Raw genomic sequence first — 26,659 nt, 5'->3', positions numbered from 1 at the left:
AGGCGGCTGCGAACTTGTGCAGGGGGAATGCGGTTTTTGCGAGCGGTTATTAATTGGTAGGCGTTACCCTGCGCCCAACTTGCGCGCTACTCTCCAGCCATAGGCCTTCGCCAGATTGCGCGCTGGCCAACGGCTGGGACTGCGGGGCTTCAAACCGTATTTTCGCAGCAAACCGTTGAAGGCGCGGGCATCCGCTTCGGCAAAGCTCCATTCGGAGCGCCAGGTAATCGAAAGCGAAATCGATGGTTCCGGTCCATTTCGGACGAAATGCGGCGCCATGACCGGGACGAACAGCGCCTCTCCTGCAGCAATCGCGAATTCACGGCCACCCGAGAGCAGATCTTCGCTCCAGCGCAATTCCCGACCGCCGCCAGTGTGGTAGGTTTCGTGCACTTCGTCGGGCGCATAGCGGGCATCCCCGGCGGGAAACTGCGTCATCACCTTCGAGCCGCGCACCTGCAGCAGGATATTGTGCTCCGGATCGAAGTGATAGGGCGTCACGCCGCCTGCCGAGGTCACGAAGACGAAGCCCTGGGTCTTCATCATGCGCCCGGTCCTAGCCTCGATCTGCGGGCGCAATTCGTCGAGAAGATCCTCCAGCAGGGCCGCGTAGGACGGATGCTGCTCTATGTTCTTGAGCGCGGCCCACGAATTGCTCGTCTCGATCGAACGGATCGTTTCGCCGATGGGAATGCCGGTCGCCGCGGGCTTGCCATCTATGCCGATGGGCTGGTTGCCGGCGTTGTACTCTATCGAGGCTTCCGGCAGCGCTTCGGCAAGATCGGCAAGCGCACCGAAGTCCAGCAGCGGATGGGCGCCGAGGGTGTGAACCAGCTTATGCGGAATTTCCGGGTAGTTGGCGGCAAATGTCACTCGGGCGCTGGGCGGGAAAACGCTCATGAAGACGTTCCTGTGGGATTGCGCGCAGTCTCGGCGCGCACGAATTGGCGGAAAGCGGCGCGGCGCAGGCGCCCGCCGATTGCGATGGATAGACGTCCGACCGGGCGACGCTCGCGCCAGAAGTGGTCGATCATCGGGTGGTCGGAGGCTGCGCAACTGTCCGTCCAGGCGATATCCTCGCGCGCGAGCATCTCGAGGTTCTCCCGCTGCAGGAGGACGCCGGGGGAGAAGCGGGCGTAGGTTTCGTCGAAGGCGGTCTTGAACGAGAAGGCCCCCGGTGGAGACAGGAACGTCGCCAGCATCGCCAGCGGCCGACCGTCCAGCGTCAGCGTCAGCCGCTCCAGCTTGCCGTTCAAGGCGCCGCCCGCGAGGCTTTCGCGCAAGAGGCTCTCCGTCGCCGGATCGCAGGCGAGGGCCGAGCCGGCCTTGCCCTTCCAGCCCGAAGCCTCGAGCGAGAGGAAGGCATCGCACCATGCCTCGATCCCTTCGGCATCGCGCTGGCGGATCACGGCAAGTTCGCCTTCATCGGCGAGCCGCTTGGCCTGGCGGCGCAGTTCCTTGCGCTTCTTGGTAGAGAGCGATGCCTCGAGATAGGCTTGCGCGCCAAGATTGGAGGCCAGCATGGCGCGGTGTTCAAGGTGGACGAGCGCGGCTTGGCGCCGCTGCTCGGCAAGGACGCTCTCCAGCGCGGCGTGAAGCGGCGTGCCGAGCGGCATGGCGCGCAAGTGCATGAACAGGGCTGCGCCGGGGCTATGGTCGGCCCACTTGAGTACCGCTCGCCAGAATTCGTGTTCGCTTCCTTGCGCAACCAGCGGCGCGCCGCAGAAACAGTTGGCATGCAGCCAGCTCGAGATCTGGGGGACCGGCCAGCGATAGTAACGGCCCGCGCGCAGGACCGGCAGGATTCCGGCGAGGCGGCCGCCGCGTTCGAAGCGCAGGATCCTCACGCGGTGGGTCTCGGGCAATTGCCGCAGCGAAGGCAGCAAGTACCAGCTCTCGAAAAAGGGATTGGGCTCACTGGCTTCGCGCGCAAGACTGTCCCACGCGGCGATCTCCGCCTCGAGGTGGCGCCAGGGAACGCAGCTCAGGGTCCCGGCGTCGGCACGCAGGTCGACGGTATCGGTCGCAGGGACCGGGCGCGTGCGTTCCTCCTTGGGCAGGCTTGCCACTGTCCTGAACTTCCACTTCGAGCGAGCATGGATTTCCTGAAGCTGACCTAGCGGGTTTCCTTCAAGGAATTGCTAACGATGCCCGGTCACCCTGTTTCGGCGCGAAGCAGGCAGAAAAAAGGGCCTGACGGATGATCCGACAGGCCCTCAGGCTTACCGTCGTGCGGTAACCTTTATCCTGCGGCGAGTGCAGCGAGCAGCAGCAATGCCACGATGTTGGTGATCTTGATCATCGGATTGACGGCCGGACCCGCGGTATCCTTGTAGGGATCGCCCACGGTATCGCCGGTGACCGCGGCCTTGTGGGCTTCAGAGCCCTTGCCGCCGTAGTTGCCGTCCTCGATGAATTTCTTGGCATTGTCCCATGCGCCGCCGCCCGAGGTCATCGAGAGTGCGACGAACAGGCCGCCGACGATCACGCCCAGCAACAGGGCGCCCAGAGCGGCGAAGCCGTTCTCGCGCCCGGCAACCGCAGTGATCACGTAATAGACCACGATCGGCGCCAGAACCGGCAGCAGCGAGGGGATGATCATCTCCTTGATCGCTGCCTTGGTGACGAGGTCGACCGTGCGGGCATAGTCGGGCTTCGAAGTGCCCTCCATGATGCCCTTGTTCTTGGCGAACTGGTCGCGCACGTCGACGACGACATCACCTGCCGCGCGGCCCACCGCGGTCATGCCCATGGCTCCGAAGAGATAGGGCAGGAGCGCGCCAAGCAGCAGCCCGACAATGACATAGGGATTCTCGAGACTGAAATTGACGGTCAGCCCCGGGAAGAACTCCCGCAAGTCGGTCGTATAGGCGGCGAAAAGGACCAGCGCGGCCAGGCCGGCAGAACCGATGGCATAGCCTTTGGTGACCGCCTTGGTGGTGTTGCCCACGGCATCGAGGGCATCGGTCTTTTCGCGCACCGCGTCTTCCAGTCCGGCCATTTCCGCAATGCCGCCGGCATTGTCGGTGACCGGGCCATAGGCGTCGAGCGCCACGACCATTCCCGCCAGAGCGAGCATGGCGGTTGCCGCATAGGCAATGCCGAGCAGGCCCGCGAGCTGGTGGGCGACGATGATGCCGGCGACGATGACGATCGTCGGCAGCGCAGTCGCCTCAAGGCTGATGGCAAGGCCCTGGATCACGTTCGTGCCGTGCCCCGTGACCGAAGCCTTGGCGATGGACTTGACCGGACGAAAGTTGGTGCCGGTGTAGTATTCGGTAATCCAGATGATCAGGCCGGTGATTACCAGGCCCACCAGCGCGCAGTAGAACAGCGAGCGGCCGTTGAAGTCGGCATCGCCGATCGGCGTTTCCATGCTGCCCAGGGCAAAGCTGATAGCCCACCAGATCGCCGGAACCGACAGCACGGCGGTGACCAGGAAGCCCTTGTACATGGCGCCCATGATGTTGTTAGACTTGCCGAGGCGGACGAAATAGGTGCCGATGATCGAGGTCACGATGCACACGCCGCCGATCAGAAGCGGCAGCGACATCATCTGGATGAGCACTTCACCGAGGTTCTTCATCAGCAGCGCGGTGAGGATCATCGTTGCGCCCACGGTGACCACGTAGGTTTCGAACAGGTCGGCGGCCATGCCGGCGCAGTCGCCCACGTTGTCGCCCACGTTGTCGGCGATGACGGCCGGGTTGCGCGGGTCGTCTTCGGGAATTCCGGCCTCGACCTTGCCGACGAGGTCGGCGCCGACGTCGGCGGCCTTGGTGAAGATACCGCCGCCAAGACGCGCGAAGATCGAGATCAGCGACGCGCCGAAGGCCAGGGCCGTCAAGGCCTGGACGACGGTGCGGTCTTCACCGCCTACGCTGTATCCGGCAGGGCCGGTCAGGTACCAGAACAGGACCGAAATCGCGAGCAGGGCGAGGCCCGCCACGAGCATGCCGGTAATCGCGCCGGCGCGGAAAGCCAGCGTCAGCCCTTGCTGCAACCCTTCCTGGGCTGCGGCCGCGGTGCGCACGTTGGCACGGACAGAGATGTTCATGCCGACGAAACCGGCCACCCCCGACAGGACGGCGCCTGCGACGAAGGCCACGGCCGAAATCATGCCCAAGGTTACCGCGATGATTATGGCGACGACGATGCCGACCAGTGCAATCGTGGAATATTGCCGCTTGAGGTAGGCCTGTGCGCCTTCCTGAATGGCCGCTGCGATTTCCTGCATCTTTTCATTGCCGGTCGAATTGACCAGAACTTGCCTACTGGTCTCCAGGCCATAGATAATGGCCAGAAGTCCGAGGCCTATTGCGATCGTGACTAGACTCACAGAACGCCCCCTTCCCAAAGAGTTCCTCTATTTCGGCGAGTTTTCCCGCTCGAAGTGGCAAGGGCTATAGACAAGGCTCGATACTGGCAAGCGCCATGTTCTAAGGGCTTGCGTACTGTTCACCGACTTGTGCGCGGTCGCAATGTCAGTGCTGGTAGCCGAGGCGCTCGGGCAGGGGGACAGGTTCGTCGTCGTGCATGAGCGTCAGTCCATCGCCCTTGACGACGACGCCGACGGCATTGACCTCGCATCCAAGGCCTGCCGCAGCTTCGCGAATTCCGGCGGTTCTTTCAGGCGGCGCGGTGAACAGCAGGCAGTAGTCGTCGCCTGCTGTGACTGCGGCGATCCGGGCAGCGCGATCCTGTCCGGCGGTCTCGCGCAAGGCGCGCGAAAGCGGCACGCTTTCGAGGCCAAGGACGATCCGCACCGCGCTTGCGCCCGCCATGCGCCGCGCATCGACGAGAAGGCCGTCGGAAATGTCCATCATCGCATTGACCATCGGGCCAAGCGCAGCGCCGAGTGCGGGAACGGGGGAAGGGCGGCGGTAGCGTTGGCTTAGCCAGCGGGCGTTTTCGGCTGAGAGCGTGGCCGCATTCAACTTGCCGTCGAGGACCGCGAGCCCGACCCCGGAATCGCCGATCGTGCCGCTGACCCATACCCGGTCGCCCGGCCGTGCGCCTGAACGCGAGGGGACCGGGCAGCCATGTGGCCCGCGACCCAGCGCCGTGAGCGAGAAACTGCGCGGTGCGCCTTCGGGCATGCGCACCGTATCCCCGCCCAGCAGGGGAAGCGCGAAGTGATCGGCAGCAGCCCTCAGGCCGACGAGAAACGCCGCGTCCCAGGCGGCTTCGCCAAGTGCATGGGAATAGAGGCAGCCAAGCGGCTGAGCGGCTTTCGCCGCCAGGTCGGAGACGTTGACGGCGACCAGCTTCCACGCGACGTCGGCTGGCGGATCGGCGGGCAGGAAATGCACGCCCTCGACCACGGTATCCATGGTCAGGACCAGCTTTTCCTCGCCGATTTCGATGACGGCAGCATCGTCATCGAGCCCGCGCGCGGCCGGATCTGTGGCAATCGCACGCAGCGCTTCGATGAAGGCAAATTCGCTTGTCACGCCAGCAGCATGGCGATGAACGCCGATCCTGTCGAGGGATCAGCGAACCGCCTTGGCGACCGAATCGAGTACGCCGTTGACGAACTTCGCCTCGCGCGCCTCGAAGAATGCGTGGGCGACGTCGACATATTCGCTGATTGCGGCGCCGGTCGGCACGTCGGCACGGGCCATCAGCTCCCATGCGCCGCAGCGCAGGATCTGGAGCATGGTCTTGTCGAGGCGGGCGAGCGACCAGCCTTCGGCCAGCTTGCCGGTGAGGATCTCGTCGATTTCGTCGCGGCGCGCGATCACGCCCTTGACGACGTCGTCGAAGAAGGCGGTCTCGGCCTTGGCGTACTGGTCCTCGTCGATCTCCATGCCGAGGCGATGGCGATGGAATTCGTCGAGCAGCGAGGCTTGCGGCGTCGCTTCCATGTCATGCTGGTAGAGTGCCTGCACCGCGGCGAGGCGGGCGGCGGCACGGGCTTTGTTACGGGCGGTCATTGGCCAAGCCTTACTTGAATCGAGCGCGCATGCGCGGGGAGCCCTTCCGCATCGGCAAGGGCGACGGCGGCGGGGCCAATGGCCTCGAGCGCCGCCTGGTCGAGTTGGATGAAGCTGGTGCGCTTCATGAAATCGAGGACCGAAAGGCCCGAGGAGAAGCGTGCGCGCCGTCCGGTGGGCAGCACGTGGTTGGGACCCGCGACATAGTCGCCGACCGCTTCGGGGGTCATGCGTCCGAGGAAGACCGACCCGGCGTGGCGGATCTGCTTCATCAGAGCTTCGGGATCGTCCGTGGCGATCTCGACGTGTTCGGCCGCCAGTGCATTGGCGAGGGCAGGGGCCTCGTCGAAGCTGCCGACGACGACGATCACCCCGTTGTCGTTCCAGCTGGTGCGGGCGGTCTGCTCGGTTGCCAATGCTGCCAGTTCGGTCTCGACGGCCGCAGCCACGGCATCGGCGAAGGCAGCGTCGTCGGTGATCAGGATCGACTGCGAGGTCGGATCGTGTTCGGCCTGGCTCAGCAGGTCGGCGGCGATCCGGCGCGGTTCGTTCTTTGCATCGGCGATCACGAGGATTTCGCTCGGCCCGGCAACCATGTCGATGCCGACAACCCCGTAGAGCTGGCGCTTGGCTTCGGCGACCCAGGCATTGCCCGGCCCGGTGATCACGTCGACCGGGGCGATCCGCCCGGTGCCATAGGCCAGAGCGCCAACGGCATGAGCACCGCCCACGCGCCACACCTCGTCCACGCCGGCCAGGTGCGCGGCGGCGAGAACAAGCGCGTTTACTTCGCCCTTGGGGGTGGGGGTGACGACGACGAGACGCTCGACGCCTGCGACCTTGGCGGGAATCGCGTTCATCAGCATCGATGAAGGATAGGCCGCGCGTCCGCCGGGGACGTAGAGGCCCGCAGCGTCGACCGCGCGCCAGGTTGCGCCGAGGCGCACGCCGGCCGCGTCGGTGTAGTCGCGATCCTCGGGAAGCTGCGCTTCGTGATAGGCGCGGATGCGGGTCGCAGCCAGTTCAAGGGCTTCGCGCAGCTCGGGCTTGAGCGCTTCGAAGGCCTCACGGCAGGTTTCGGCGTCGACCTGCCAGCCGCTCCGGTCCAGGTCGTGCCCGTCGAAGCGCTGCGTGTATTCGGCCAGCGCAGCGTCGCCGCGTTTGCGCACGGCGGCAAGGATTTCGGCAACGTCCTTGGCGACATCGACCGCGCTTTCGCGGCGGTCGGCGACGACGCGCCGGAAGGCTTCGGCGAAGCCTTCATCGTGTGTCGAAAGGCGCAGCATCAGGCGGGCGCCCCGGCGCCTTCGGCAACGAGTGCGCGGAAACGCTCGACCAGCGAGGCGACACGCTCGTCGGTCTTCAGGGCGGCGCGGTTGACGATCAGGCGCGCGGAAATGTCGAGGATGCGGCTGGTCTCGACCAGACCGTTTTCCTTGAGCGTGCGCCCGGTGGAGACGAGATCGACGATGCGGCTCGAAAGGCCCAGCGTCGGGGCGAGTTCCATCGCGCCGTTCAGCTTCACGACTTCGGCCTGCACGCCCAGCTTCTCGAAGTGGCGGCGGGTGAGATTCGGATACTTGCTGGCGATGCGCAAGTGCGAGGGCAGCGGCCCGCCGACCTTGTCAGCCATCTCGGCAACCGAGAGGCGGCAATGACCGATGTCGAGATCGACCGGGGCATAGAGGTCGGAATAGTTGAATTCCTCGACCACGTCCGAGCCGACGATGCCGACTTGCGCAGCGCCATGAGCGACGAACGTGGCAACGTCGAATGCGCGCACACGGATCAGGCGCATGTCGCTGCCTTCGCAGGCGAAAGACAGCGCGCGCGACTTCTTGTCGTGGAACTCCGCATCGGGCACCACACCGGCGCGCGCCATCAGCGGCAGCGCTTCGTCGAGGATACGGCCCTTGGGCACGGCAAATGTCAGCGGATTTGGCATAGGGCGCGCATTTAGGCGCGGCAGCGGCAAAGGGCAACACGCGATGGAGGGGCAATGCGGCGCGATCGTCTGGATGGCCTGCCTCCATCGCCCCGGTTGTTCATTCAGAGGCCCGCGAGGACCTTGCTGCCTTGTCGCCGATCCGGCCGGATGCCGGGCCTAGGGGCCTGGACCTACTCCCCGGGTGCGCGGGCCTTGATAGCCAGCGCATGGACCCGTTGACCCGGGATGTCGCCCAGCGCCGCATTGACGAGGCGTTGGCGCTGCAGGCGCGAAACGCCGGCGAAGCGCTCACTCTCGATCACGATGGTAAAGTGCGATTCGCCGCTGCCGTCATCGCCCATATGACCGCTGTGACTGGCGGAATCGTTGGTGATTTCGAGATGGGTGGGGGCAAAGGCCGCTGTGAGCAGTTGCCGCATTTCCTGTGCTATCGGTCCGTTCATGTCTTCCATTTAGGCGCATCCGAGTCCATCTTGAAGCGGGTGAAGTACAGCAGATTTCATGGAAGACACGAAACCGCGGGCCGCGAATGCAGCTGGCCCGGGTGCGAGCATGCGGGCGAATTCCGGGCGCCGGGGGCTCGTCCCTCGGGATTTGACGGCCCGGGAGACTACCGCTGGTTCTGCCTGGAGCACGTGCGGCAGTTCAATGCGGGCTACGACTATTTCGAGGGCATGGAGGCCGAAGAGATCCTGCGCGCCCAGTCGCCGCTACACGGATGGGAAACGCATACCCGCGCCTTTCGGCCCGACGCCGGGGTGGACGGCGTGCCGCGCTGGGCCGACTTTGCCGATCCGCTGGAGGCGATCAGCGGCAGGGCCCGCGCGCATGTGCGGCGCAGTCAGGCCGGGATGGGCCCCCATAATCATCGCTTCACGCCGGACGAGCGGCGCGCGCTCGACGTCCTCGGGCTGCACGCGGACATCGACCGCAGGGGGCTGCGCCAGCGCTACACGAGCCTGCTGCGCAAGTATCATCCCGACCATAACGGCGGTGACCGCGGCCACGAGGCGCGCCTGCAGGTGGTGGTCGAGGCCTACCAGTTGCTGCGCCGGGCGGCCGCTTTCGCCTAAGCGCAATTGCGCTCAGCCCGCTTCGGCTTCGCAGATCTCGGCAAGCTGGGCGGCGCAGGCATTCCAGCCCTCGATGAAGCCCATTTCCTCATGGTTGCGGCGGGTTTCCTCGCTCCAGTGGCGGGCCCTGGCGGTATAGCGCGTGCCGTCTGCTTCGGGCGCGATTTCCCAGATTCCGATCATGAAAGGGCCTGATGGCTGAAAGTCCCCGACGACGGCATCGGTAGTCACGAAGCGCTCGCCCTCGTCATAGGCGAGGTAGATGCCGACCTGCGGGGCGACTTCGCCATTGGGGCCGTACATGGTCATCCGGCAGGCGCCGCCCGGGCGGCGTTCCTGCTGGTCCACCTCGACGCGCCATGGCCTGGGGCACCACCATTCCTCCTGCCGCTCGGCCATGACCTCCCAGACCTTGGCAGGCGGCGCGGCAATGAAACGGGTTACCGACAGCTCATTGGATGCCTCGGACATCGATCTCTCTCCTTTTGGAAGTCCGGTTTCGATTCAGTCCCGGTCGGGCGCGCCGAGCGGGAAAAAGGCGCGATAAGGCCGGGCGGCATCGACACATTTGGCGACCGGGGGCAGGGCGAGCAGGTGAGCGCGCCAGCGTTTGAGCCGCGACATGCCATCGGCGATGGGATGCACCCAGTCGGCGTAGAACAGCGAAGGCGCCGCCGCGCATTCGATCAGCGTCACGCTTTCGGGCAATTCGTAGGATCCGAGCCAGGCTTCCAGCCAGCCGTACGTGCGGTCCAGCCGTCCGCGCTGTTCGGCCGCGCGCGCCATGTCGGGATTCTCGGGCGCGCGCAGGTATTCGTCGACCACGGCCTGCATCGGGGCCATGACGTAATTGTCGAAGACCCGGTCCATCATCCGCACCCGCGCGGCTTCGGATGCATCGAAGGGAAGCAGGCCTGCATCGGGCGCGTGATGCAACGCGACGTGCTCGACGATCGATGTCGCTTCGAAAATGCGGGTCTTGCCGTCGACGAGGACCGGAAACTTGCCGAGCGGCCCCGTCGTCTGGACGACTTCTCCATTTTCGGGATGGTCTGGGTCGACGATGCGAAAGTCGAAAGCGATCTGCGCGGCGTGAAGCGCGATCATCGCCTTCCAGGTATAGGACGAAAAGGGGTGACCGTAGAGCGCGAGACTCATGCTTCGGCCTCTGAGTAAGGAGCAGTCAGGGCTTCGAGGTTGTGGCCGTCAGGCCCTTCGAAATAGACGCCCCGGCCGCCGAACCTGTGATTGATCTGCCCGGGTTGTTCCTGGCCGGGATCGGCCCAGAAGCGGATGCCCTTTTCCTTGATGCGGGCGAAGATGGTGTCGAACTCTTCATCGCTGACCAGGAAGGCATAGTGTTGCCGCGCGATTGGGCCCTCTCTGTCGGCAAAGTCCAATGATGCTCCGTTGGCGAGTTCAAGGACGCGAAAGCGTCCGAAACTGCCCGGCTCAGGCAGGCCGAGAATATCCGCGACAAACCTCGCCGAATGATTCTTGTCCGAAGACCATACGATCGTGTGGTTCAGCTCGACGCTCACGCTTCCGCTCCGCTTTGCGCGCCCTCATAAGCCTTGCCTTCGCGCGCAAGGCCGGTGCGGTTCTTCGCTGTCATTTCCTCATCTCCGCTATCAGGGCATTGTCGACCGCCTTGGCTGCCTTGTAGGCCCGGCGCGACTGGACCCGCTCGGCATAGCCGACGAAAGCCCGGCGGGGCGGCATCACGCCGAAATTGAGGCCCCAGTCGACCGAACTGCCGACATAGACGTCGGCCATAGTGAAGCGGTCCCCGCAGACCCAGCGCACGTTGTCGAGATGCGCTTCGAGTGCGTCCATCGTGCGATCGAAGTTGCCCCAACCGGCCATCGCCTCCTGCTCCGGCGTCGGTTCGAAGCGGAGACTGCGCGAAGTGATCGCCTGCTCGACCGGCCCCGAGGCGAAGAAAGTCCAGCGATAGTAGTCGGCCATCTCCGAATCGTTGGGCAGCAGGCCCGCCTCGGGATGCATTTCGGCGAGGTAGAGGCAGATCGCTGCAGCCTCGGTTACGACCCTGTCGCCATCCTCGGCATGATGGATCAGGGTCGGCACCTTGCCCATCGGGTTGGCGGCAAGAAATGCGGCCGGCTTGTCCTTCCAGTCAACGAGGACCTGGTCATAGTCCGCACCCGCTTCGTGCAGGGCCCAGCGGGCGATCTGTCCGCGCGACATCGGGTTGGTGAAGAAGGTATAATCGGCCACTGTCCGGTCTCCTCAAGACGCCAAGGCTTTAGGGGAACATGCGTAGAACATGTGCCGCGCGTCAATGCCTATTCGCTTATTCGCCCTTGGGGCCGACCAGACCGAACGGGGCGCCATGAGGATCGAGACCGACCACGATCCATTCGCCGCCGGGAACTTCGTGCGGCCCCATGATGATCTGCCCTCCGGCATCTTCGATCCGCTGCTTTGCGGCGAGCAATGAGGGCACCCCGAAATAGAACAGCCACAAGGTTGGCTGCTGCGGGTTCATCTGCGGCATGATTGCGCCCAGGGTGACGCCGTGATGATCGATGAAGCAGTAGTCGCCCATCTCGCCCATCGCCATCTTTTCGTTGAATGCGTATCCGAAATGACGGGCGTAGAAGTCCATCGATGCGGCCTGGTCGGGACTGGCCAGTTCGTTCCAGCGCACGTGCTGGTTTTCGGACACGGAGAAGACGTCGCTGGCGGCATCGGGCTTATCCGCAGGCGGGATCGGGGCCATGAGGTAGATCGGGACGCCCTGAGGATCGGTGACCATCGCAATGCGGCCTACGGGCAGGTCGCTTGCGGGCATCATCACCTTGCCGCCTTCCGCTTCGATCTCGGCCACTTCGCGGTCGACATCGGGCGTATAAAGATAGGGCAGCCATGTGGGCCGTGCGCCGCCGGCAACCATCTCGTCCGTCAATTTGAGCATTCCGCCTGCATTGCCGCCGTCGGAACGCCCGAACATGCGGTAATCCATGCCGCCGGTCTGGTCAGGCGTACCTGCCGCAACCGTCCAGCCCACGACGCTGCCGTAGAAGCGCGCCGCCGCATCGGGATCGGTCGTCATCAGTTCGTACCAGATGAAGCTTCCTGTAGGATTGGTCATGGTCAGGCTCCCATGTCGACGACGGGCGTAAAGCCGCCGAAGATCATCCGTGCCCCGTCGAAGGGGACGGGATTGTTGTTCATGTCCATGCGCGGATCGGTCATGACCGCGTCCATGCCCTTGTCGCGGGTGGCCTTGTCGGGCCACTCGATCCAGCTGAAGACGACCGCCTCGTCGTCCCGTGCCGCGACGCTGCGATAGAAATCGGTCTGCTTTCCGTGCGGAACGTCTTCAGCCCAGCATTCGACGACGCGGCTGGCGCCCTTTTCGACGAACAGCGCGTCGAATTCCTCGGCATGGGCGATGAAGCTGGCCTTGTTCACGATGGGCACCGCGATCACGAATCCTTCGACATAAGTCATGTCAGGCTCCTGCGGGTTCGACCGGGGCATGGGCATCGAAAACGTCCAGTTGTGCTTTTAATGCAGTCTGGAACGCCGGACGTGCAGTGGCCCGTTCGACATAGGCGGCGAGGCCGGAGCGGTCATCGAGCTGTCCGCGTCCGGCCAGTTCGCGCAGGGCCGTGACCATCGCGATATCGGCGATGGAAAATTCGCCGGCGATCCACCCGTCCTGCGGCGCCCGCGCTTCGAGCCGGTCGAGCCGCCTGGCCACGGTTTCCAGCAGTGAGGGGCGGCGCAGGGGCGCCCAGTCGGACTTGGCGGAGAAAGTCTCCACATTGTTGAGTTCGAAGACCATCGGCTCGATGCTGTTGAACGCAGCGAACAGCCATGAAAGCGTCGACGCGCGGGCTTGCCCGCTTTGCGGGAGAAGACCGCCGCCTTTCTCGGCCAGGTGGATCAGGATCGCTCCGCTTTCGAACTGGCACACTTCACCGTCGCGCAGGAACGGCACCTGGCCCCAAGGCTGGTCGTCGTAGTACCATTCGGGCCGTTTCATTGCGCTGATCAGCCGCTCGCGATAGGGCAGGCCGAGTTCCTCGCAGGCCCAGCGCGGGCGCAAGTCGCGCACGAAACCGCGAGCGAAGGAAGGGACCCAGTCGAAGGCAGTGATCTCGATTTCGGCATCGGGGCGAATCGGCATCCGTACTCTCCTGTATGTCGACGAACGGCGGGGGCAGTCCGTGTTGGCTTGCGATGCGCTTTATGGCGAATCGAGCTTGCGCAAGGGTGTGCTTGAGGGTTACAAAAAGCAACTATGAAGTTACAAAAAGATACCAAAGGGTCGAAAGTTGCGGTGAGTAGTGACGAGGGACCGCACGGCCGGTGGTACGCCGATGCCTGCGGCGCGGCCTTCGCCATGGAGCTGATCGGCGAGCGCTGGTCCTTGCTGATCGTGCGTGAAATGATGCTGGGCGCCCGCCGCTTCAGCGAACTGCGCCAGGCGCTCCCCAACCTAAGCGCCAAGGTGCTGACCGAGCGGCTGGAGACGCTGCAGGCGAACGGGATTGTCGCCCGATCGTTCCGCAAGCCGCCGGTTTCCGCGCAAGTCTATGGCCTGACCGACTGGGGCAGGGCGCTCGAGCCGGTGTTGCAGGAACTTGGCCGCTGGGCGGTGCGCTCGCCCTTGCACGACCACACGCTTCCGTTGACGCCCGTTGCGCTGATGCTTTCCTTGCGCACGATGATCGTTCCGGCCCGGGCGAGCGGGTTGGAGCTGTGGATCGCGTTCAACGTGGGCGAGCAGCACTTTGCAGGGCGTCTGCGTGAGGGTGACCTGGCGATTCACCCCATCGGGGAGGGGATGACTTCGCCCGATCTGCGCTTCACGGCGCCGGATGCGACCGATTTCCTGCCCGTTTTCTACGGCAAGCAAAGCCCTGCCGAAGCCGGGGGCAAGCTGAAGATCGAAGGCGATCCGGCCTTGGCGCAGCGTTTCATCGACCTGTTCGCCTTGCCGCCCAAGTGCGAAGGCTGAGGCGCGGGGGGAGGAAGGGCCAGCTTGCCTCCCGCAAGTCACAGGTCCACCGCTTCAACCCCGTAAAGCTTATTGCGGTGCAGCGCCCGGTCCTTTAGGCGAGGTCACGCAATGACTGACTCCGCGAACATCAAGACCGACCGCCGCGATTCCACGCTGCTTGCCGCTCCCGATATCGAGATTGACGTCCGCGAGACGTTCGGCATCGACATCGACATGAAGGTGCCTGCCTTCTCCAAGGCGGATGAGCGCGTGCCCGATCTCGACGAGACTTACGTCTTCGATCCGGATACCACGCTGGCGATCCTTGCAGGCTTTGCCTACAACCGGCGCGTCATGGTGCAAGGCTACCACGGCACCGGCAAGTCGACCCATATCGAGCAGGTCGCAGCGCGCCTCAACTGGCCGTGCATCCGCATCAACCTCGACGCGCACATCAGCCGCATCGACCTGATCGGCCGCGATGCCATCGTCCTGCGCGACGGGTTGCAGGTCACCGAGTTCCGCGAGGGCCTGTTGCCCTGGGCTCTGCAGCACCCGGTCGCGCTGGTCTTCGACGAGTATGACGCAGGACGCCCGGACGTCATGTTCGTGATCCAGCGCATCCTCGAGACCGAGGGCAAGCTGACGCTTCTCGACCAGAACCGCGTGATCCGCCCGGACCGCAATTTCCGCCTCTTCGCCACGGCAAACACCGTGGGCCTTGGCGATACCTCGGGCCTTTATCACGGCACGCAGCAGATCAACCAGGGCCAGATGGACCGCTGGAACATGGTCGTGGGCCTTAACTACCTGCCTGAGGACATCGAAGTGGACATCGTCCACAAGAAGGTCCCGAGCATGGACGTGAAGACCATCACCGACATGGTGAAGGTTGCCGACTTCTCGCGCCAGGGCTTCATGAACGGCGATATCTCGACCGTGATGAGCCCGCGTTCAGTGATCACCTGGGCCCAGAACGCCGAGATCTTCAAGGACGTCGGCTTCGCCTTCCGTCTCACCTTCCTCAACAAGTGCGACGAGACCGAACGCGTGATGGTGGCCGAGTACTACCAGCGCGTCTTCGGCACCGACCTTCCCGAAAGCGTCGTGGGCAAGGTCTGACCCTGCCCACGCCCGGCCTGCCCGATCACCCGTTGGGCAGGATCAGGAATTTCTGTCCGGTTCGCCGCGCCGCGTAACGGCACACCGCTTCGCGCGTGAGCATGTCGCCAAGACCGATGCGGTCGCTGAAGCGGCTGGCGAAAGTGGTGTCCAGGCCCTGCATGACGCGAGCGCGCATGCGCCCGGCTACCTGCGGTCCGACTTTGGCGAGGAAATTGGGCAGCAGCCATCCGGCAAGCTCCCAGGCAAAGCCGATGTTTCCGGCGATCGTGGTCGGCCCGGTATCCAGCTTTCCATAGATGTAGACTTTCTTGAACTCGGACGAACCGTAGCGGTTGAATTCGATGTTCCTGGCCGCGTCCACTTCCATCGCATTGAGCATGGCGCTGGCCATGGTGCCGCCGCCGATGGGATCGAAGCCGAGGCGTGCACCGGTTTCGGAGACCGCGGCAACGAGCCTGGACATGAAATCGGGCTCTGACGAGTTGACTATGTACTTGGCGCCAAGGTCCTGCAGCAGCTTCACCTGTTCATCGCTGCGCACGATGTTGATGAGGTCGATCCCGTCCTCCTAGCAGATGCGTACCAGCATCTGGCCCAGGTTCGACGCGGCGGCGGCGTGGATCAGGGCGGTGAAGCCTTCGGCCTTCATCGTCTCCACGAAGCCCAGCGCGGTCATCGGATTGACGAAGCTGGAGGCCGCCTGCTCGGCGCTCGTGGCATCGTCAAGGGCAATCGCCATCGCGGCATCGCAATAGGCATAGGTGGCATAGGCCGTGCCCGGAACGCAGGCGACGCGTTTGCCCATCAGTGCCTGCGCTGCCGGCTCGTCACCGGCAGCGACGACAGTGCCTGCGCCTTCGCTCCCTGCTGGCAGGTCAAGGCCATGGCGCGCGCTTGCAACCCTGGTGTAGGCCTCGGGCATCTGCGCGACGAGCTTGCCGGGAGAGTAGGTCGCGTTTTCAAGGTCGGCCGCTGCGAAAAGGAGGGCGAGGTCCGAAGGGTTGATCGGCGATGCTTCCATGCGGACCAGAACCTGGCGACCCTTTGGCGCTTCCCAGGTCCGTTCGCGCAATTGCACGGTCAAGGTTCCGTTGGCGTCGAGCCGCGTTGTGAGTTCCGTGCCGGTATGGCTCATGTCATTCTCCAGAATATACGGCCCTTACGAAATAAAGGCCGTCTGGGGGGGCATTCAATCCGAGCGCCTGGCGGTCGCGCGCTTCCAGTGCTTCGCGCACCTGCTCCTCGCGCCAGCGGCCCATGCCGACCATGGCAAGGCAGCCGACCATGGAGCGCACCTGGTGGTGCAGGAAACTGCGCGCCTCGGCCTCGATCAGGACATGCTCGTCTTCGCGCCGTACGTCGAGGCGGTCGAGTGTCTTGAGCGGGCTTTGCGCCTGGCAATGGGCCGAGCGGAAGGTGGTGAAGTCATGACGTCCGACAAGGAACTGTGCGGCGCGATGCATCGCCTGTGCGTCGAGCGGCTTGGCAACTTGCCAGGCCTTGCCGCGCTCGAGCGTGAGCGGCGCGCGGCGGTTGACGATGCGATAGATATAGGCGCGCCCGATGCACGAAAAGCGGGCGTGCCAGTCGTCGGGCACTTCCTCGCAGGCGATCACGGCGATGGGGTCGGGGCGCAGCTTTGCGTTGATCGCTTCCATCAGCCGAAACGGTGTGAACGGCTTTTCGATCTCGACATGGGCCCGCATCGCCAGGGCGTGGACGCCCGCATCGGTGCGTCCGGCCGCGTGCATGATCGCGGTTTCGCCGGTGATCGCATGGACGGCGTCCTCGACGCTCTGCTGCACCGAGGGACCGTGAGCCTGACGCTGCAGGCCCATGAACGGGCTGCCGTCGAATTCGAGGGTGAGGGCGTAGCGCGTCATCGGGTCAGGCGATCACGGTTCCGGCCGGGACCGGGCGGCCGCGCAGCAGGTCGGCGGTATCCATCGCGGGCTTGCCGGCGCGCTGGATGCGCGTGACCCGGATCGCGCCCGAAGCGCAGGCGATCGTCAAGGCATCGTCGAGCACGGCGCCGGGATTGCCCGATCCTTCGACGACCTGTGCGGCGAGAACCTTGTAGCGCTCGCCCTCCAGCTCGAAAAAGGCGCCGGGGGCTGTCTGGAAGGCGCGCACCTGCCGTTCCACCTGATCTGCATCGGCGGTGAAATCGAGGCGGGCCTCTGCCTTTTCGATCTTCCTGGCGTAAGTCACGCCGTCTTCGGGCTGGGTGACCGGGCGGTGATTGTCCAGCTCGCGCAAGGTGCCGACCATGAGCTGCGCGCCCTTGTCGGCCAGTTCGTCGGCCAGTTCGCCGGCGGTCTTGGCGTCGATGGTGGTGCGCAGGGTCGCCAGCATCGGCCCGGTATCCAGCCCGGCTTCCATCTGCATGATCGTCACGCCCGTCGTCGGATCGCCGGCAAGGATGGCCCGCTGGATCGGCGCGGCGCCGCGCCAGCGCGGCAGGATCGAGGCGTGGATGTTGAGGCAGCCCTTGCGCGGGGCATCGAGGATCGCCTGCGGCAGGAGCAAACCGTAAGCCGCGACGATGGCGACGTCGGCCTCCAGTGCCGCGAACGCGGCTTGCTCTTCCGCGCCTTTCAGCGAAACCGGATGGCGCACTTCGATGCCGCGCACTTCGGCTTCCTTGTGGACCGGGGAGGGGGTCAGTTCCTTGCCGCGACGGCCGCCGGGACGCGGCGGCTGGGTATAGACGGCCACGACTTCATGCCCCGCCTCCACCAGCGCGACGAGCGCCGGCACTGCGAACTGGGGCGTTCCCATGAAGATGATGCGCAATTCGATTCTCCGCTCGCCTGAGGCCGGAACCTGTCGAAGAGTCGAAGGGCGCGATTGCGCATAAGACATGGTCATGCTTCGACAAGCTCTGCCCGAGCGGTTAGGGAATTGGTCATGGCATCGCAAGAGATCGAGACGCTTACTGCCGCCTTGTCGCGGCTGCCCGGGCTGGGGCCGCGTTCGGCGCGGCGCGCGGTTCTCTGGCTGATCAAGCGGCGCGAGACGTCGCTGGTCCAGCTGCTAGAGGCGCTTTCTGCCGTGCGCGATACGCTCGTCGAATGCGATACCTGCGGCAATATCGATACCGCCAACCCTTGCGGGATCTGCGCCGATCCGCGCCGCGATGCCCGTTCGATCTGCGTTGTCGAGGAAGTTGCCGACTTGTGGGCGCTCGACCGTGCGCGCCTGTTCACCGGCAAGTATCACGTGCTGGGCGGGCGGCTCTCCGCGCTCGACGGGGTCCGCCCGGAAGACCTGACGATTGACCGCCTGCTGGTGCGAGTCGCGCAAGGGCAGGTCGACGAAGTGGTGCTGGCGATGAATGCCACGCTGGAAGGCCAGACGACCGCGCACTACATCGCCGAGCGGCTGGAGGCCTATCCGGTGCGCATTACCCAGCTGGCCCACGGGCTCCCGGTGGGCGGTGAACTGGACTATCTCGACGAGGGTACGCTCGCCCAGGCGATCCGGGCGCGCAGGCCGGTCGGCTGAGAAATCGCGAAGAACGCAATTCTGCGCGCATCGTCAATATTGCGAAAATCGCGCTTCGCCCTTATTTGCGATACATGGCTATTCGCGAAATCCTGGAAGTTCCCGACCCGCGCCTGAAGCAGGTCTCCGCGCCCGTCGAAAAGTTCGACGACGAGCTCAAGACGCTTGTCGATGACATGTTCGAGACGATGTACGATGCCCCCGGCATCGGCCTTGCCGCCATTCAGGTCGGCGTGCCGCTGCGCGTGCTGGTCATCGATCTCCAGCCCGAAGATCCCGATGCCGAGCCGGAAGTCTGCACCGCCCACGGCGGCCATGCCCACACGCATCAGCCGACCAAGCGCGAGCCGCGGATCTTCATCAATCCCGAAATCCTCGAACCTTCCGAGGAGCACTCGGTCTATCAGGAAGGCTGTCTCTCGGTTCCCGAGATCTACGCCGAAGTGGAGCGTCCGGCCCGCATACGCGCGCGCTGGCAGGACCTTGAGGGCAATGTCCATGAAGAAGACATGGACGACCTCATGGCCACGTGCCTCCAGCACGAGATGGACCACCTCGAAGGCATCCTGTTCATCGATCACCTCTCGCGCCTGAAGCGCCAGATGGTCCTCAAGAAGCTCGACAAGCTGCGCAAGGCAGCCTGATTGCTGCGGAGCGGTCCGGGCACAGGGCCGCTCCCGCACCTTCCCATCATTCCTGTCGATAGTTCGATGCAGGGTCTGGCGTTCCTGAAACGTTCCGGATAACCTGACGGAATGGAAGGGATTATTTTCGCTATCGTCGCCCTCGTCATCGGTCTGGGGTTGGGTTGGTTCTTCGGTTCGCGGACGGGCGCGCAGTGGCGCGGCCAGTTCGAGACGCGTGACCGTGAGGCGCGCGAGCTGGACGAGAAGTTCCGTGCCGCGATTCGCGATCTGGCGAGCGCTGAAGAGCGCGCCAGCCGCGCCGATGCATTGGGCGAAGCGCTTGAGCGGACGCGCAGCGAAAATGCCCAGCGCATCGAGCAGTTGCGTGCCGAGGCAGGAGCCGCGCTCGAGCGTGTGCGCAGTGAAGCGACGGCGACGCTCGACAAGGTCCGCTCGGACAATGCCGCGCTTGTCGACGGCCTGCGACGGGAACAGCGCGAACTGGCCTCTGAACTGGCGACCCTGCGCGAAAAGACTGCCAATTTCGACGAGCAGAAGCGTCTTTTGCTCCAGGCGCAGGAAGCCTTGCGCAAGGAATTCGAGAATGCCGGGGCCAAGGTCCTCGAAGGTGCGCAGGAGGCCTTCCTGCGCCGCGCCGGCGCCCGCTTCGAGGAAAGCGAGAAGGCCAATGCCGAACGTATCCGCTCGCTGCTCGAACCGGTTGGGGCGCGCCTCAGGAGCTACGAGGAACAGGTCCAGGTGCTCGAGGCCAAGCGAGTCGATTCGTTCGGCCAGCTCACCGGCCTGATCCAGTCGATGCGCGAAGGGCAGGAGAAAGTGCGCGAGGAAGCCGCAAGGCTCGGCAATTCACTGCGCAATGCCCCCAAGGCGCGCGGGCGCTGGGGCGAGCAACAGCTGCGCAACGTGCTGGAACAGTGCGGCCTGTCCGAACACACCGATTTCATCACCGAGCACTCCATCGAAACCGAGGACGGGCGCCTGCGGCCCGATGCCATCGTCAACATTCCCGGCCACAAGAAGCTGGTGATCGACGCGAAGGTTTCGCTCAATGCCTATCAGGAGGCGTTCGAGGCGCAGGACGACATCGCGCGCGAAGGGGCGCTGCGCCAGCACGTCGCTTCGATGCGCAATCACGTCCAGACGCTCGGCGCGAAAAGCTACCAGAGCCAGTTCGAGGACGCGCCCGACTATGTCGTGATGTTCGTGCCGGGCGAACATTTCGTGGCCGCCGCGCTCGAATACGATCCGGAGCTGTGGGACTTCGCCTTCCGCAACCGCGTGCTGCTGGCAACGCCGACCAACCTCGTCGCCATCGCCCGCACCGTCGCGCAGGTCTGGCGTCAGGACGGTCTGGCCCGCGAGGCGCGAGAGATCGGGCGCATGGGCGGCGAGCTCTACGATCGCCTTGCCGTTGCCGCCGAACACATGAAGCGTGTGGGTGCGGGGCTGGAAAGCGCGGTCAACAACTACAACAAGTTCGTCGGCAGCTTCGAGCGCAACGTGCTGTCCTCGGGCAAGCGCCTGCGCGACAAGCACATCGAGATCGGCAAGCGGGAAATCGAGGACGTACCGCAGGTGGAATCCATGCCGCGCTACGGCGTCGATTCGCTTGAGGAGGATCCGGAGACGCCGTCGCTCCCGGCCGCCGCCGAATAGGCGCTACTTCGCAGCCTGCAAGTCGCGGACCAGTTCCGCGGTATGGCCGCTCGACTGGATGATCATCCGGTTCTCGTCCACGGCAAGGCGCGGGGTGGCGACGAGGAGGGCGGTGACGGCCTTTTCCTGCCCCCAGACCGGTTTGCTGCAGGGTATTTCGGACTGGCTGAGCGCTGCGGCGACCAGTCGGTCGTCCTGCATGCTCCACTTGCCTTCCATCAGATTGCAGCCGATCTGGACGCGGATCTTGCTGCCCAGGAAAATGATGCTGGCCGTGTCGGTTGAAGGCCGTTTCCCGTCGATCAGGGCAAAGCGCCAGGCGCTCCCCTTGAGCTGGACGTCGGCCTTGGGACCGGTGCCGCAGGACGCGGCGCCGAGAGACAAGGCCAGAATGAGTGCGGAACGAAAAAGCATCGTCGCAGCACCTTAACGGCCTTTGATGATGCCTTGATGAACCTGTTCTCAGGACCTGTCCAGATGCGCAAGCGCCTCGTAGGCAAGGACCGCACCGGCAACTGCGGCATTGAGGCTGTCGGCCCGTCCACGCATCGGAATCGTGACCCGCAGGTCGCAGGCTTCCTCATATTCCCGGGGCAATCCTTGCGACTCGTTGCCGACCATGAGGAAGCACGGGGCGGCGTAAGGGGCCTCGCGATAATCGGTCGGATCGCGCAGCGATGCGGCGACGAGCTGTCCTTCATCCTGACGCAGCCACGCGATGAATTCGTCCCAGCGCGCGATGGCGAGCTTCTGGGTGAAGATCGCCCCCATGCTGGCGCGCACGGCCTCGACCGAGAACGGGTCGGCGCAGTCGTCGATCAGGATCAGCCCGCCTGCGCCGACGGCATCGCCGGTGCGCAGCATCGTGCCGAGATTGCCCGGATCGCGCAGCGCCTGCGCCACCAGCCAGATCGGTGCGGCGCGCCTGTCGACATTGGCGATGCGCGTGTCGAATTCGGCGAAGACCCCGGCGACGGCCTGCGGATTGTCCTTGCCGGTCACCTTGGCAAGGATGTCGACGTCCATCTCGACGATCTCGCCGCCCGCTGCGGCCACGGCGTCTTCAAGAGCGTCGAGCAGCGGGTGCGGATCGCGGCCGGTCGCCATGACCAGCATTTCGGGCACGATCCCGCATTCGCGCGCATCGGTCAGCAGGCGCAGTCCTTCGGCAAGGAAGCGTTTCTCCCGCTTGCGGTGCTTCTTCTCGCGCAGGGAGCGCAGGAACTTGACCAGCGGGTTGGAAAATCCGGTAATCGTGCGGCGCGTGGCCACTGGTTTCAATCCTCGCCGAAGCCGTCCCTGACGAGCGAGGCGAGCGTCGAGAGCGCGCCTTCGGCACCTTCACCGGAACAGGCAATTTCGATGGTGTCGCCCTTGGCGGCCCCGAGCATCATCAGGCCGAGGATCGATCCGCCCGAAGCTTCCGAGCCGTCCTTGATCACGGTGACGGTGACCGAACCGGGCAGGTCGGCGACGTGGTTCACAAACTTGGCGCTGGCGCGTGCGTGGAGCCCACGCTTGTTGACGATGAGCACCGACTCACGGCAATCGATCATGCATCCTGTCCCAGGTATTCCGAAGCTATCGTTATGTAATTGCGTCCGGCATCGCGCGCAGCGGCCACGGCATCGCGCACCGGCATGCAGGCGCGCGCCTTGGCCAGGCGAATGAGCATGGGCAGGTTGATGCCGGCGATCACTTCGACCTTGCCGGCCTGCATCAGCGAAATGGCGAGGTTCGACGGCGTGCCGCCGAACAGGTCGGTCAGGATGATGACGCCTTCGCCGCTGTCGACGGCCTTGATGGCATCGGCGATCTCTCCACGGCGCTTTTCCATGTCGTCATTGGGGCCGATACAGATGGTCTCCACCGCCGGCTGATCGCCGACGACGTGTTCCATGGCGTGAACAAACTCCTCGGCGAGATTGCCGTGAGTGACCAGAATCATACCGATCATGCGGGAAGAGCGCTCCGAAATACCTGCATTCGCCCTTGGGTTTTCCAGTTATTCTTCACGCCGCAGACCTCCTTCCAGAAGATCGGCTGCTCGCGAGCCCAAGTTGCGGTGCAGCAATGTGGGCGAAAATCCATTCTGACGCAAGGCCGCAGCCAACTGTTCGGCAACGAACACCGAACGGTGTCTCCCTCCGGTACACCCAAAGGCTATGTGGGCGTACGCCTTCCCCTGCGCCGCGTAGCGGGGCAGCAGCAAGAGCACCAGATCGCGGATCCGGGTAAATGCTTCCTCGAAGGCGGGGTCCTTGCGGATGTATTCGCCGACCGGCTGATCCTGACCGGTCATCGGGCGTAGGTCGGCATCCCAGTGCGGATTGTTGAGGAAGCGCATGTCGAAGACGAGGTCGGCGACGGGCGGCATTCCGCGTGAAAATCCGAAGCTGGAAACAGTCACCGTCAGTTCGTTCGGCGCGCTCGAGGCGAACTGTTCGCGAATCGTGCGCTGCAGGTCGTTCGAGGTGAAATCGGTCGTGTCGAGCAGGATATCGGCCCAGCGGCGCAGCGGGGTGAGCAGTTCTCGCTCGGCGCGGATGCCGGTTGAAACCGGGGCGTCCGAAGCCAGCGGATGGCGCCGCCGCGTTTCGTTGTAGCGTCGTTCCAGTTCCCGGCCCGAGCAATCGAGGAACAGCGTGGTCAGCTCGATAGTGCCGCTCTTGCCCAGCGCCTGGACCTGGCGAATGATCCGCTGCGGATCGAAGCCGCGGGTGCGGCTGTCGAAACCGATGGCGAGCGGTGCGCCCGGTCCATCGCCGGGGGAAGTCTCGATCAGGCCCTTGAGCAGGCGGATCGGAAAATTGTCGATGATCTCCCAGCCCAGGTCTTCCAGTACGCGCAGCGCCGTCGTCTTGCCGGCACCCAGCATGCCGGTGACAAGGAGAACGCGCTGTTTTGCGACTTCGGGAGCTTCTGTACCGGACTCGACTGTCATCTGCGGCTGTTTGCGCCCGATGATCGCGAAATGAAAGGGGGCGCGCAGCGATCCTGTTGAATGCGCGCTGTCAGAAATGCAGGCCGAAATGCCTGAGCGCGAGTTCGGCCTTGATCGCCAGGGGACCTCCTTCCGGCCAGATCTGCAAGTGCGGCAAGGCGATCCCGGCGATTTCCAGCGCACCGGCTTCTTCAACAAAACGCGGAGCCTTGGCGTCCAGGGTCAAGGCGAGCGCAAGGGCTACCCCCTCTGTGCAGGGAACCTTCAGGATGCCGAGGTTGCGCACTTCGATGAGGCCCCGGGTGCGGGGATGCGGGCTGGCGATCAGGCGTGAGCCTTCGGCCCGAAGGAGTACCCCGTCATCGCCTACCAGCCGGGCGCCGCGGTCGATCAGTTCCAGCGCGAGGCTGGTCTTGCCGCTGCCCGGCGCTCCCTCGATCAGCACGCCGCGTCCGTCGATCTCGATACAGGTCGCTTGCCGGGTAATCTCTTCGCCGGTCGCCATCATCGGGCCTGCCATGCCGGGAGGGAAATCTCGATGCAGGCGCCACGGCCGCCGTCGGGCCGGTCATTGGCCGCGATACGGCCGAAATGCGCCTCCACGATTGTCCGCGCGATCGCAAGGCCCAGGCCGCTGTGTTTGCCGAACTCTTCGCCGGAAGGGCGCAGTGAATGGAACCGTTCGAAGATGCGTTCGCGCGCGTCCGCGGGAATGCCGGGGCCATGATCGCACACGCTGATCTTTACGCGGTTCTCCTTCGCGCAAAGGGTGACTTCGATGGTGCCGTGTTCGGGAGAGAAGGACACGGCATTGTCGAGCAGGTTCTGCAGTACGCGCTCGAGGCGCGGCGGATCGCCGGCGACGGTGAGCGGAGCAGTCCCTTCGCGGCCGATGACGATAGTGCAGGTGCCGTTGACGCCGCGCTGGTCGCGCTCGGCAACGAGGCCGCGGACCATCTGGCCCATGTCGACGGGTTCGAAGACAGTGCGGCTCAGTTCGGCGTCGATGCGACTGGCATCGGCGATCTCTGTCACAAGGAAATCGATCCGGCGCACGTCGTCCTTGGCGATGCCCAGCAACTGGTTGCGCAAGTCGGGCTTCTCGACGCGGTCGATGCTTTCCAGCGCGCTGCGCAGCGATGTCAGCGGGTTCTTCAGCTCATGCGCGACGTCGGCGGCGAAGCTCTCGACCGCGTCGATGCGCTGGCGCAAGGCCAGGCTCATGTCGGAAATGGCGCGCGCGAGCAGGCCGATCTCGTCACGGCGGTCGGGCAGGCGCGGGACCACGACGCTGCGGTCGCGGCCCAGGCGCACGCGCACCGCGGCGCGAACGAGCTTGCGCAGGGGCTCGACGATGGTGCGGGCCAGGAACAGGGAGAGCAGGATCGAGACGGCCAGTGCGGCGCCGACGATGATCGCCAGGGTCTGGCGCGCCATGCGTACGTTCTCGGTGATGTCGCGGGCATTGCGAGTGATCAACAGGGCCATACCGGTCCTGCCCACGGGCGTTGCGGCGATGATGACGGGGGTCTGGTCCGGGGCGGCCTTGTGGCCGATCTCGGTCCGCCCATCTGCCAGTGCCGCGGCGATTTCGGGCCATGCCCCGGCGCTGCCGTCTGCCGGGTCGCGATAGTCCGGGATCGGCGGGGCCCCGAGCATGAAGTCCATGCCGCGGTCGAGCGCGCGGGCGGCATCCTGCAACCACGGTTCTCTGGCGGGATCAATCAGGCGATAGGAGGGCGGGGCAAGTTCGAAGCTGTCGATCTGCAGCACCCCGTCGGCGCCATAGAGACGCAGGCGCAGCGACTGGCTGGTACCGATCCGCCGGATCAGCTTGCGCTGCTTTTCGGGAGTCTCTCCGGCAAGTGCATTGGCGGTGATCTCGGCTTCCGCCTTGGCGAGCCTGTAGCGCTCTGCCAGCAGTTCGCGGCGATAGCTGTCGATGTAGAACAGGCTGCCCGCCAGCAGGGCGAGGGCGATGATGTTCACCGCTAGGATGCGCGCCGTCAGCGAAACGCGCCAGGACAGCCCGAGGCGCGCGGCCAGAGAGGGTTTGCGGCGCTTGGCCGCCGGTTCAGCCATCGGAGAACGAATAGCCGGCGCCGTAGAGTGTATCGATGGCGGCGAATTCGGGATCGACTGCGCGGAACTTGCGGCGCAGGCGCTTGATGTGGCTGTCGATCGTGCGGTCGTCGACGTAGACGTCGTCGCTGTAGGCCGCATCCATGAGCTGGTTGCGGCTTTTCACCACGCCGGGGCGCAGGGCCATGGCTTCCAGGATCAGAAATTCGGTGACGGTGAGCGAGACCGGCTTGTCGTCCCAGTCGACGAGGTGGCGCGCCGGGTCGAGGCGCAGGCGGCCGCGTACGACGGGCTCGGGCAGGTTCTCCGGCACTGCTTCCTCGGGCGTTGCGCGCACCAGTTCGCTGCGGCGCAGAATCGCGCGAATCCGGGCAACCAGCAGGCGCTGGCTGAACGGCTTGGTGATGTAATCGTCCGCGCCGAGGGCGAGGCCGAGGGCCTCGTCGGGTTCCTCGTCTTTCGAGGTAAGGAATATTACGGGTAGGCTCGATTGTTCGCGCAGGGCCTGGAGCAGGTGCAGACCGTCCATGCGCGGCATCTTGATGTCGAAGATGGCGAGATCGGGGGGATTGTCCAGCAAGGCCTTCAGCGCCGTCTCCCCGTCGGTATAGACCCGCGTTGCAAATCCTTCGGCCTGCAGGCTGATAGAGAGCGTTGTCAGGATGTTACGATCGTCGTCGACGAGCGCGATTGACTTCTGCTGCTCGACCTGCGGCTGCGTCTGGCTGTCGCTCTCGGCGCCGTTGGGTGGCGAAGCATCGACCAT

The 26,659-nt window shown here is 64.8% G+C and carries 31 protein-coding genes and 1 pseudogene; 6 read left to right on the top strand and 26 right to left on the bottom strand.

The window, feature by feature from the left end; translation table 11 throughout:
* Positions 1-63: 63 nt before the first annotated feature.
* The 8 genes from J3474_RS18895 to J3474_RS18860 form a co-directional block, all read right to left on the bottom strand.
* Positions 64-900 carry a transcriptional regulator gene (locus J3474_RS18895; RefSeq protein WP_207095220.1) on the bottom strand — a complete coding sequence of 279 codons (837 nt, stop codon included), beginning with the start codon at positions 898-900 and terminating at the stop codon, positions 64-66.
* Positions 897-2,069 (bottom strand): GNAT family N-acetyltransferase, encoded by a 1,173-nt coding sequence (locus tag J3474_RS18890; RefSeq protein ID WP_207095219.1) that lies wholly within the window; start codon positions 2,067-2,069, stop codon positions 897-899. Before J3474_RS18890 ends, J3474_RS18895 begins: the two co-directional genes overlap by 4 nt.
* A gap of 173 nt (positions 2,070-2,242) precedes the next feature.
* Positions 2,243-4,339 carry a sodium-translocating pyrophosphatase gene (locus tag J3474_RS18885; protein WP_207095218.1) on the bottom strand — a complete coding sequence of 699 codons (2,097 nt, stop codon included), beginning with the start codon at positions 4,337-4,339 and terminating at the stop codon, positions 2,243-2,245.
* Between the two features lie 145 nt (positions 4,340-4,484).
* The gene (gene thiL / locus J3474_RS18880; RefSeq protein WP_207095217.1) at positions 4,485-5,453 is read right to left on the bottom strand and encodes a thiamine-phosphate kinase; all 969 of its coding nucleotides are present in this window, start codon (positions 5,451-5,453) and stop codon (positions 4,485-4,487) included.
* A 39-nt stretch (positions 5,454-5,492) separates the two neighbouring features.
* The gene (nusB, locus tag J3474_RS18875; RefSeq protein WP_007014975.1) at positions 5,493-5,936 is read right to left on the bottom strand and encodes a transcription antitermination factor NusB; all 444 of its coding nucleotides are present in this window, start codon (positions 5,934-5,936) and stop codon (positions 5,493-5,495) included.
* Positions 5,933-7,222, bottom strand: a complete 1,290-nt coding sequence (gene hisD, locus J3474_RS18870; protein ID WP_207095216.1) for a histidinol dehydrogenase — start codon at positions 7,220-7,222, stop codon at positions 5,933-5,935. The genes nusB and hisD overlap by 4 nt, the downstream gene beginning before the upstream one ends.
* Positions 7,222-7,881, bottom strand: coding sequence for an ATP phosphoribosyltransferase (hisG, locus tag J3474_RS18865; RefSeq protein ID WP_007014977.1), 660 nt, complete (start codon positions 7,879-7,881; stop codon positions 7,222-7,224). Before hisG ends, hisD begins: the two co-directional genes overlap by 1 nt.
* Before the next feature lie 173 nt (positions 7,882-8,054).
* Complete coding sequence (locus J3474_RS18860; RefSeq protein WP_207095215.1) at positions 8,055-8,327, bottom strand: BolA family transcriptional regulator; 273 nt, start codon at positions 8,325-8,327, stop codon at positions 8,055-8,057.
* A gap of 39 nt (positions 8,328-8,366) precedes the next feature.
* On the opposite strand from J3474_RS18860, the gene J3474_RS18855 reads away from it, so the two are divergent.
* Positions 8,367-8,957 (top strand): J domain-containing protein, encoded by a 591-nt coding sequence (locus J3474_RS18855; RefSeq protein ID WP_207095214.1) that lies wholly within the window; start codon positions 8,367-8,369, stop codon positions 8,955-8,957.
* Between the two features lie 12 nt (positions 8,958-8,969).
* Here J3474_RS18855 and J3474_RS18850 read toward each other — a convergent pair whose 3' ends face one another.
* From J3474_RS18850 to J3474_RS18820, 7 genes are all read right to left on the bottom strand, one after another.
* Positions 8,970-9,428 carry an SRPBCC family protein gene (locus tag J3474_RS18850; RefSeq protein ID WP_207095213.1) on the bottom strand — a complete coding sequence of 153 codons (459 nt, stop codon included), beginning with the start codon at positions 9,426-9,428 and terminating at the stop codon, positions 8,970-8,972.
* A gap of 33 nt (positions 9,429-9,461) precedes the next feature.
* Positions 9,462-10,115 carry a glutathione S-transferase family protein gene (locus tag J3474_RS18845; protein WP_207095212.1) on the bottom strand — a complete coding sequence of 218 codons (654 nt, stop codon included), beginning with the start codon at positions 10,113-10,115 and terminating at the stop codon, positions 9,462-9,464.
* Positions 10,112-10,498: a VOC family protein gene (locus J3474_RS18840; protein WP_207095211.1), complete on the bottom strand. Its 387-nt coding sequence runs from the start codon at positions 10,496-10,498 to the stop codon at positions 10,112-10,114. Before J3474_RS18840 ends, J3474_RS18845 begins: the two co-directional genes overlap by 4 nt.
* Positions 10,499-10,568: 70 nt before the next feature.
* Entirely contained in the window at positions 10,569-11,195 is a 627-nt protein-coding gene (locus tag J3474_RS18835) for a glutathione S-transferase family protein (protein ID WP_007014983.1), read from the bottom strand.
* A 76-nt stretch (positions 11,196-11,271) separates the two neighbouring features.
* Positions 11,272-12,072: a VOC family protein gene (locus J3474_RS18830; RefSeq protein WP_207095210.1), complete on the bottom strand. Its 801-nt coding sequence runs from the start codon at positions 12,070-12,072 to the stop codon at positions 11,272-11,274.
* A gap of 2 nt (positions 12,073-12,074) precedes the next feature.
* Entirely contained in the window at positions 12,075-12,434 is a 360-nt protein-coding gene (locus J3474_RS18825; RefSeq protein ID WP_207095209.1) for a DUF1428 domain-containing protein, read from the bottom strand.
* Between the two features lies 1 nt (position 12,435).
* Entirely contained in the window at positions 12,436-13,116 is a 681-nt protein-coding gene (locus J3474_RS18820) for a glutathione S-transferase family protein (RefSeq protein WP_207095208.1), read from the bottom strand.
* 114 nt (positions 13,117-13,230) lie between these two features.
* Here J3474_RS18820 and J3474_RS18815 point away from each other — a divergent pair, with 114 nt between their 5' ends.
* The gene (locus J3474_RS18815; protein WP_013833856.1) at positions 13,231-13,950 is read left to right on the top strand and encodes a helix-turn-helix domain-containing protein; all 720 of its coding nucleotides are present in this window, start codon (positions 13,231-13,233) and stop codon (positions 13,948-13,950) included.
* Positions 13,951-14,061: 111 nt separating this feature from the next.
* Complete coding sequence (gene cobS, locus J3474_RS18810) at positions 14,062-15,054, top strand: cobaltochelatase subunit CobS (RefSeq protein WP_007014988.1); 993 nt, start codon at positions 14,062-14,064, stop codon at positions 15,052-15,054.
* Positions 15,055-15,079: 25 nt separating this feature from the next.
* Here the strand turns inward: cobS and J3474_RS18805 are convergent.
* The 3 genes and pseudogenes from J3474_RS18805 to fmt form a co-directional block, all read right to left on the bottom strand.
* Positions 15,080-16,192 (bottom strand): annotated as a pseudogene (locus tag J3474_RS18805) (zinc-binding dehydrogenase).
* Between the two features lies 1 nt (position 16,193).
* Positions 16,194-16,940, bottom strand: a complete 747-nt coding sequence (gene truA / locus J3474_RS18800; RefSeq protein ID WP_207095207.1) for a tRNA pseudouridine(38-40) synthase TruA — start codon at positions 16,938-16,940, stop codon at positions 16,194-16,196.
* Positions 16,941-16,944: 4 nt separating this feature from the next.
* Positions 16,945-17,853, bottom strand: coding sequence for a methionyl-tRNA formyltransferase (gene fmt / locus J3474_RS18795; protein ID WP_207095206.1), 909 nt, complete (start codon positions 17,851-17,853; stop codon positions 16,945-16,947).
* Positions 17,854-17,967: 114 nt separating this feature from the next.
* On the opposite strand from fmt, the gene recR reads away from it, so the two are divergent.
* The 3 genes from recR (at position 17,968) to rmuC (ending at position 20,867) form a co-directional block, all read left to right on the top strand.
* Complete coding sequence (recR, locus tag J3474_RS18790; protein ID WP_207095205.1) at positions 17,968-18,564, top strand: recombination mediator RecR; 597 nt, start codon at positions 17,968-17,970, stop codon at positions 18,562-18,564.
* Between the two features lie 74 nt (positions 18,565-18,638).
* Positions 18,639-19,208, top strand: coding sequence for a peptide deformylase (gene def / locus J3474_RS18785; protein ID WP_007014993.1), 570 nt, complete (start codon positions 18,639-18,641; stop codon positions 19,206-19,208).
* Positions 19,209-19,319: 111 nt separating this feature from the next.
* Positions 19,320-20,867 (top strand): DNA recombination protein RmuC, encoded by a 1,548-nt coding sequence (rmuC, locus tag J3474_RS18780; protein ID WP_207095204.1) that lies wholly within the window; start codon positions 19,320-19,322, stop codon positions 20,865-20,867.
* Between the two features lie 3 nt (positions 20,868-20,870).
* Here the strand turns inward: rmuC and J3474_RS18775 are convergent, their stop codons facing one another.
* From J3474_RS18775 to J3474_RS18740, 8 genes are all read right to left on the bottom strand, one after another.
* Entirely contained in the window at positions 20,871-21,281 is a 411-nt protein-coding gene (locus J3474_RS18775; RefSeq protein ID WP_207095203.1) for an META domain-containing protein, read from the bottom strand.
* 48 nt (positions 21,282-21,329) lie between these two features.
* Positions 21,330-22,139, bottom strand: a complete 810-nt coding sequence (locus tag J3474_RS18770; protein ID WP_207095202.1) for an RNA methyltransferase — start codon at positions 22,137-22,139, stop codon at positions 21,330-21,332.
* Between the two features lie 5 nt (positions 22,140-22,144).
* Positions 22,145-22,423, bottom strand: a complete 279-nt coding sequence (locus J3474_RS18765; protein WP_007014997.1) for an HPr family phosphocarrier protein — start codon at positions 22,421-22,423, stop codon at positions 22,145-22,147.
* Complete coding sequence (locus J3474_RS18760) at positions 22,420-22,824, bottom strand: PTS sugar transporter subunit IIA (RefSeq protein ID WP_007014998.1); 405 nt, start codon at positions 22,822-22,824, stop codon at positions 22,420-22,422. Before J3474_RS18760 ends, J3474_RS18765 begins: the two co-directional genes overlap by 4 nt.
* Positions 22,825-22,872: 48 nt before the next feature.
* Positions 22,873-23,811, bottom strand: coding sequence for an RNase adapter RapZ (rapZ, locus tag J3474_RS18755; protein WP_207095201.1), 939 nt, complete (start codon positions 23,809-23,811; stop codon positions 22,873-22,875).
* A gap of 70 nt (positions 23,812-23,881) precedes the next feature.
* Entirely contained in the window at positions 23,882-24,316 is a 435-nt protein-coding gene (locus J3474_RS18750) for an HPr kinase/phosphorylase (RefSeq protein ID WP_242528497.1), read from the bottom strand.
* Positions 24,316-25,893, bottom strand: a complete 1,578-nt coding sequence (locus J3474_RS18745; RefSeq protein ID WP_207095199.1) for a stimulus-sensing domain-containing protein — start codon at positions 25,891-25,893, stop codon at positions 24,316-24,318. Before J3474_RS18745 ends, J3474_RS18750 begins: the two co-directional genes overlap by 1 nt.
* Complete coding sequence (locus tag J3474_RS18740; protein ID WP_013833845.1) at positions 25,886-26,659, bottom strand: response regulator transcription factor; 774 nt, start codon at positions 26,657-26,659, stop codon at positions 25,886-25,888. The genes J3474_RS18745 and J3474_RS18740 overlap by 8 nt, the downstream gene beginning before the upstream one ends.

The organism is Novosphingobium sp. PY1, from assembly GCF_017312445.1.
GTDB lineage: Bacteria > Pseudomonadota > Alphaproteobacteria > Sphingomonadales > Sphingomonadaceae > Novosphingobium.
This window is presented reverse-complemented; position numbering and strand designations above follow the sequence as displayed.

Excerpts from the sequence above, each read along its gene's own strand:
- J3474_RS18895 (WP_207095220.1), bottom strand. The coding sequence starts at position 900 with ATGAGCGTTTTCCCGCCCAGCGCCCGAGTGACATTTGCCGCCAACTAC.
- nusB (WP_007014975.1), bottom strand. The coding sequence starts at position 5,936 with ATGACCGCCCGTAACAAAGCCCGTGCCGCCGCCCGCCTCGCCGCGGTG.
- hisD (WP_207095216.1), bottom strand. The coding sequence starts at position 7,222 with ATGCTGCGCCTTTCGACACACGATGAAGGCTTCGCCGAAGCCTTCCGG.
- hisG (WP_007014977.1), bottom strand. The coding sequence starts at position 7,881 with ATGCCAAATCCGCTGACATTTGCCGTGCCCAAGGGCCGTATCCTCGAC.
- J3474_RS18860 (WP_207095215.1), bottom strand. The coding sequence starts at position 8,327 with ATGAACGGACCGATAGCACAGGAAATGCGGCAACTGCTCACAGCGGCC.
- J3474_RS18850 (WP_207095213.1), bottom strand. The coding sequence starts at position 9,428 with ATGTCCGAGGCATCCAATGAGCTGTCGGTAACCCGTTTCATTGCCGCG.
- J3474_RS18845 (WP_207095212.1), bottom strand. The coding sequence starts at position 10,115 with ATGAGTCTCGCGCTCTACGGTCACCCCTTTTCGTCCTATACCTGGAAG.
- J3474_RS18830 (WP_207095210.1), bottom strand. The coding sequence starts at position 12,072 with ATGACCAATCCTACAGGAAGCTTCATCTGGTACGAACTGATGACGACC.
- J3474_RS18825 (WP_207095209.1), bottom strand. The coding sequence starts at position 12,434 with ATGACTTATGTCGAAGGATTCGTGATCGCGGTGCCCATCGTGAACAAG.
- J3474_RS18820 (WP_207095208.1), bottom strand. The coding sequence starts at position 13,116 with ATGCCGATTCGCCCCGATGCCGAAATCGAGATCACTGCCTTCGACTGG.
- J3474_RS18815 (WP_013833856.1), top strand. The coding sequence starts at position 13,231 with ATGAAGTTACAAAAAGATACCAAAGGGTCGAAAGTTGCGGTGAGTAGT.
- cobS (WP_007014988.1), top strand. The coding sequence starts at position 14,062 with ATGACTGACTCCGCGAACATCAAGACCGACCGCCGCGATTCCACGCTG.
- truA (WP_207095207.1), bottom strand. The coding sequence starts at position 16,940 with ATGACGCGCTACGCCCTCACCCTCGAATTCGACGGCAGCCCGTTCATG.
- recR (WP_207095205.1), top strand. The coding sequence starts at position 17,968 with ATGGCATCGCAAGAGATCGAGACGCTTACTGCCGCCTTGTCGCGGCTG.
- def (WP_007014993.1), top strand. The coding sequence starts at position 18,639 with ATGGCTATTCGCGAAATCCTGGAAGTTCCCGACCCGCGCCTGAAGCAG.
- rmuC (WP_207095204.1), top strand. The coding sequence starts at position 19,320 with ATGGAAGGGATTATTTTCGCTATCGTCGCCCTCGTCATCGGTCTGGGG.
- J3474_RS18775 (WP_207095203.1), bottom strand. The coding sequence starts at position 21,281 with ATGCTTTTTCGTTCCGCACTCATTCTGGCCTTGTCTCTCGGCGCCGCG.
- J3474_RS18765 (WP_007014997.1), bottom strand. The coding sequence starts at position 22,423 with ATGATCGATTGCCGTGAGTCGGTGCTCATCGTCAACAAGCGTGGGCTC.
- J3474_RS18760 (WP_007014998.1), bottom strand. The coding sequence starts at position 22,824 with ATGATCGGTATGATTCTGGTCACTCACGGCAATCTCGCCGAGGAGTTT.
- rapZ (WP_207095201.1), bottom strand. The coding sequence starts at position 23,811 with ATGACAGTCGAGTCCGGTACAGAAGCTCCCGAAGTCGCAAAACAGCGC.
- J3474_RS18750 (WP_242528497.1), bottom strand. The coding sequence starts at position 24,316 with ATGGCGACCGGCGAAGAGATTACCCGGCAAGCGACCTGTATCGAGATC.
- J3474_RS18745 (WP_207095199.1), bottom strand. The coding sequence starts at position 25,893 with ATGGCTGAACCGGCGGCCAAGCGCCGCAAACCCTCTCTGGCCGCGCGC.
- J3474_RS18740 (WP_013833845.1), bottom strand. The coding sequence starts at position 26,659 with ATGGTCGATGCTTCGCCACCCAACGGCGCCGAGAGCGACAGCCAGACG.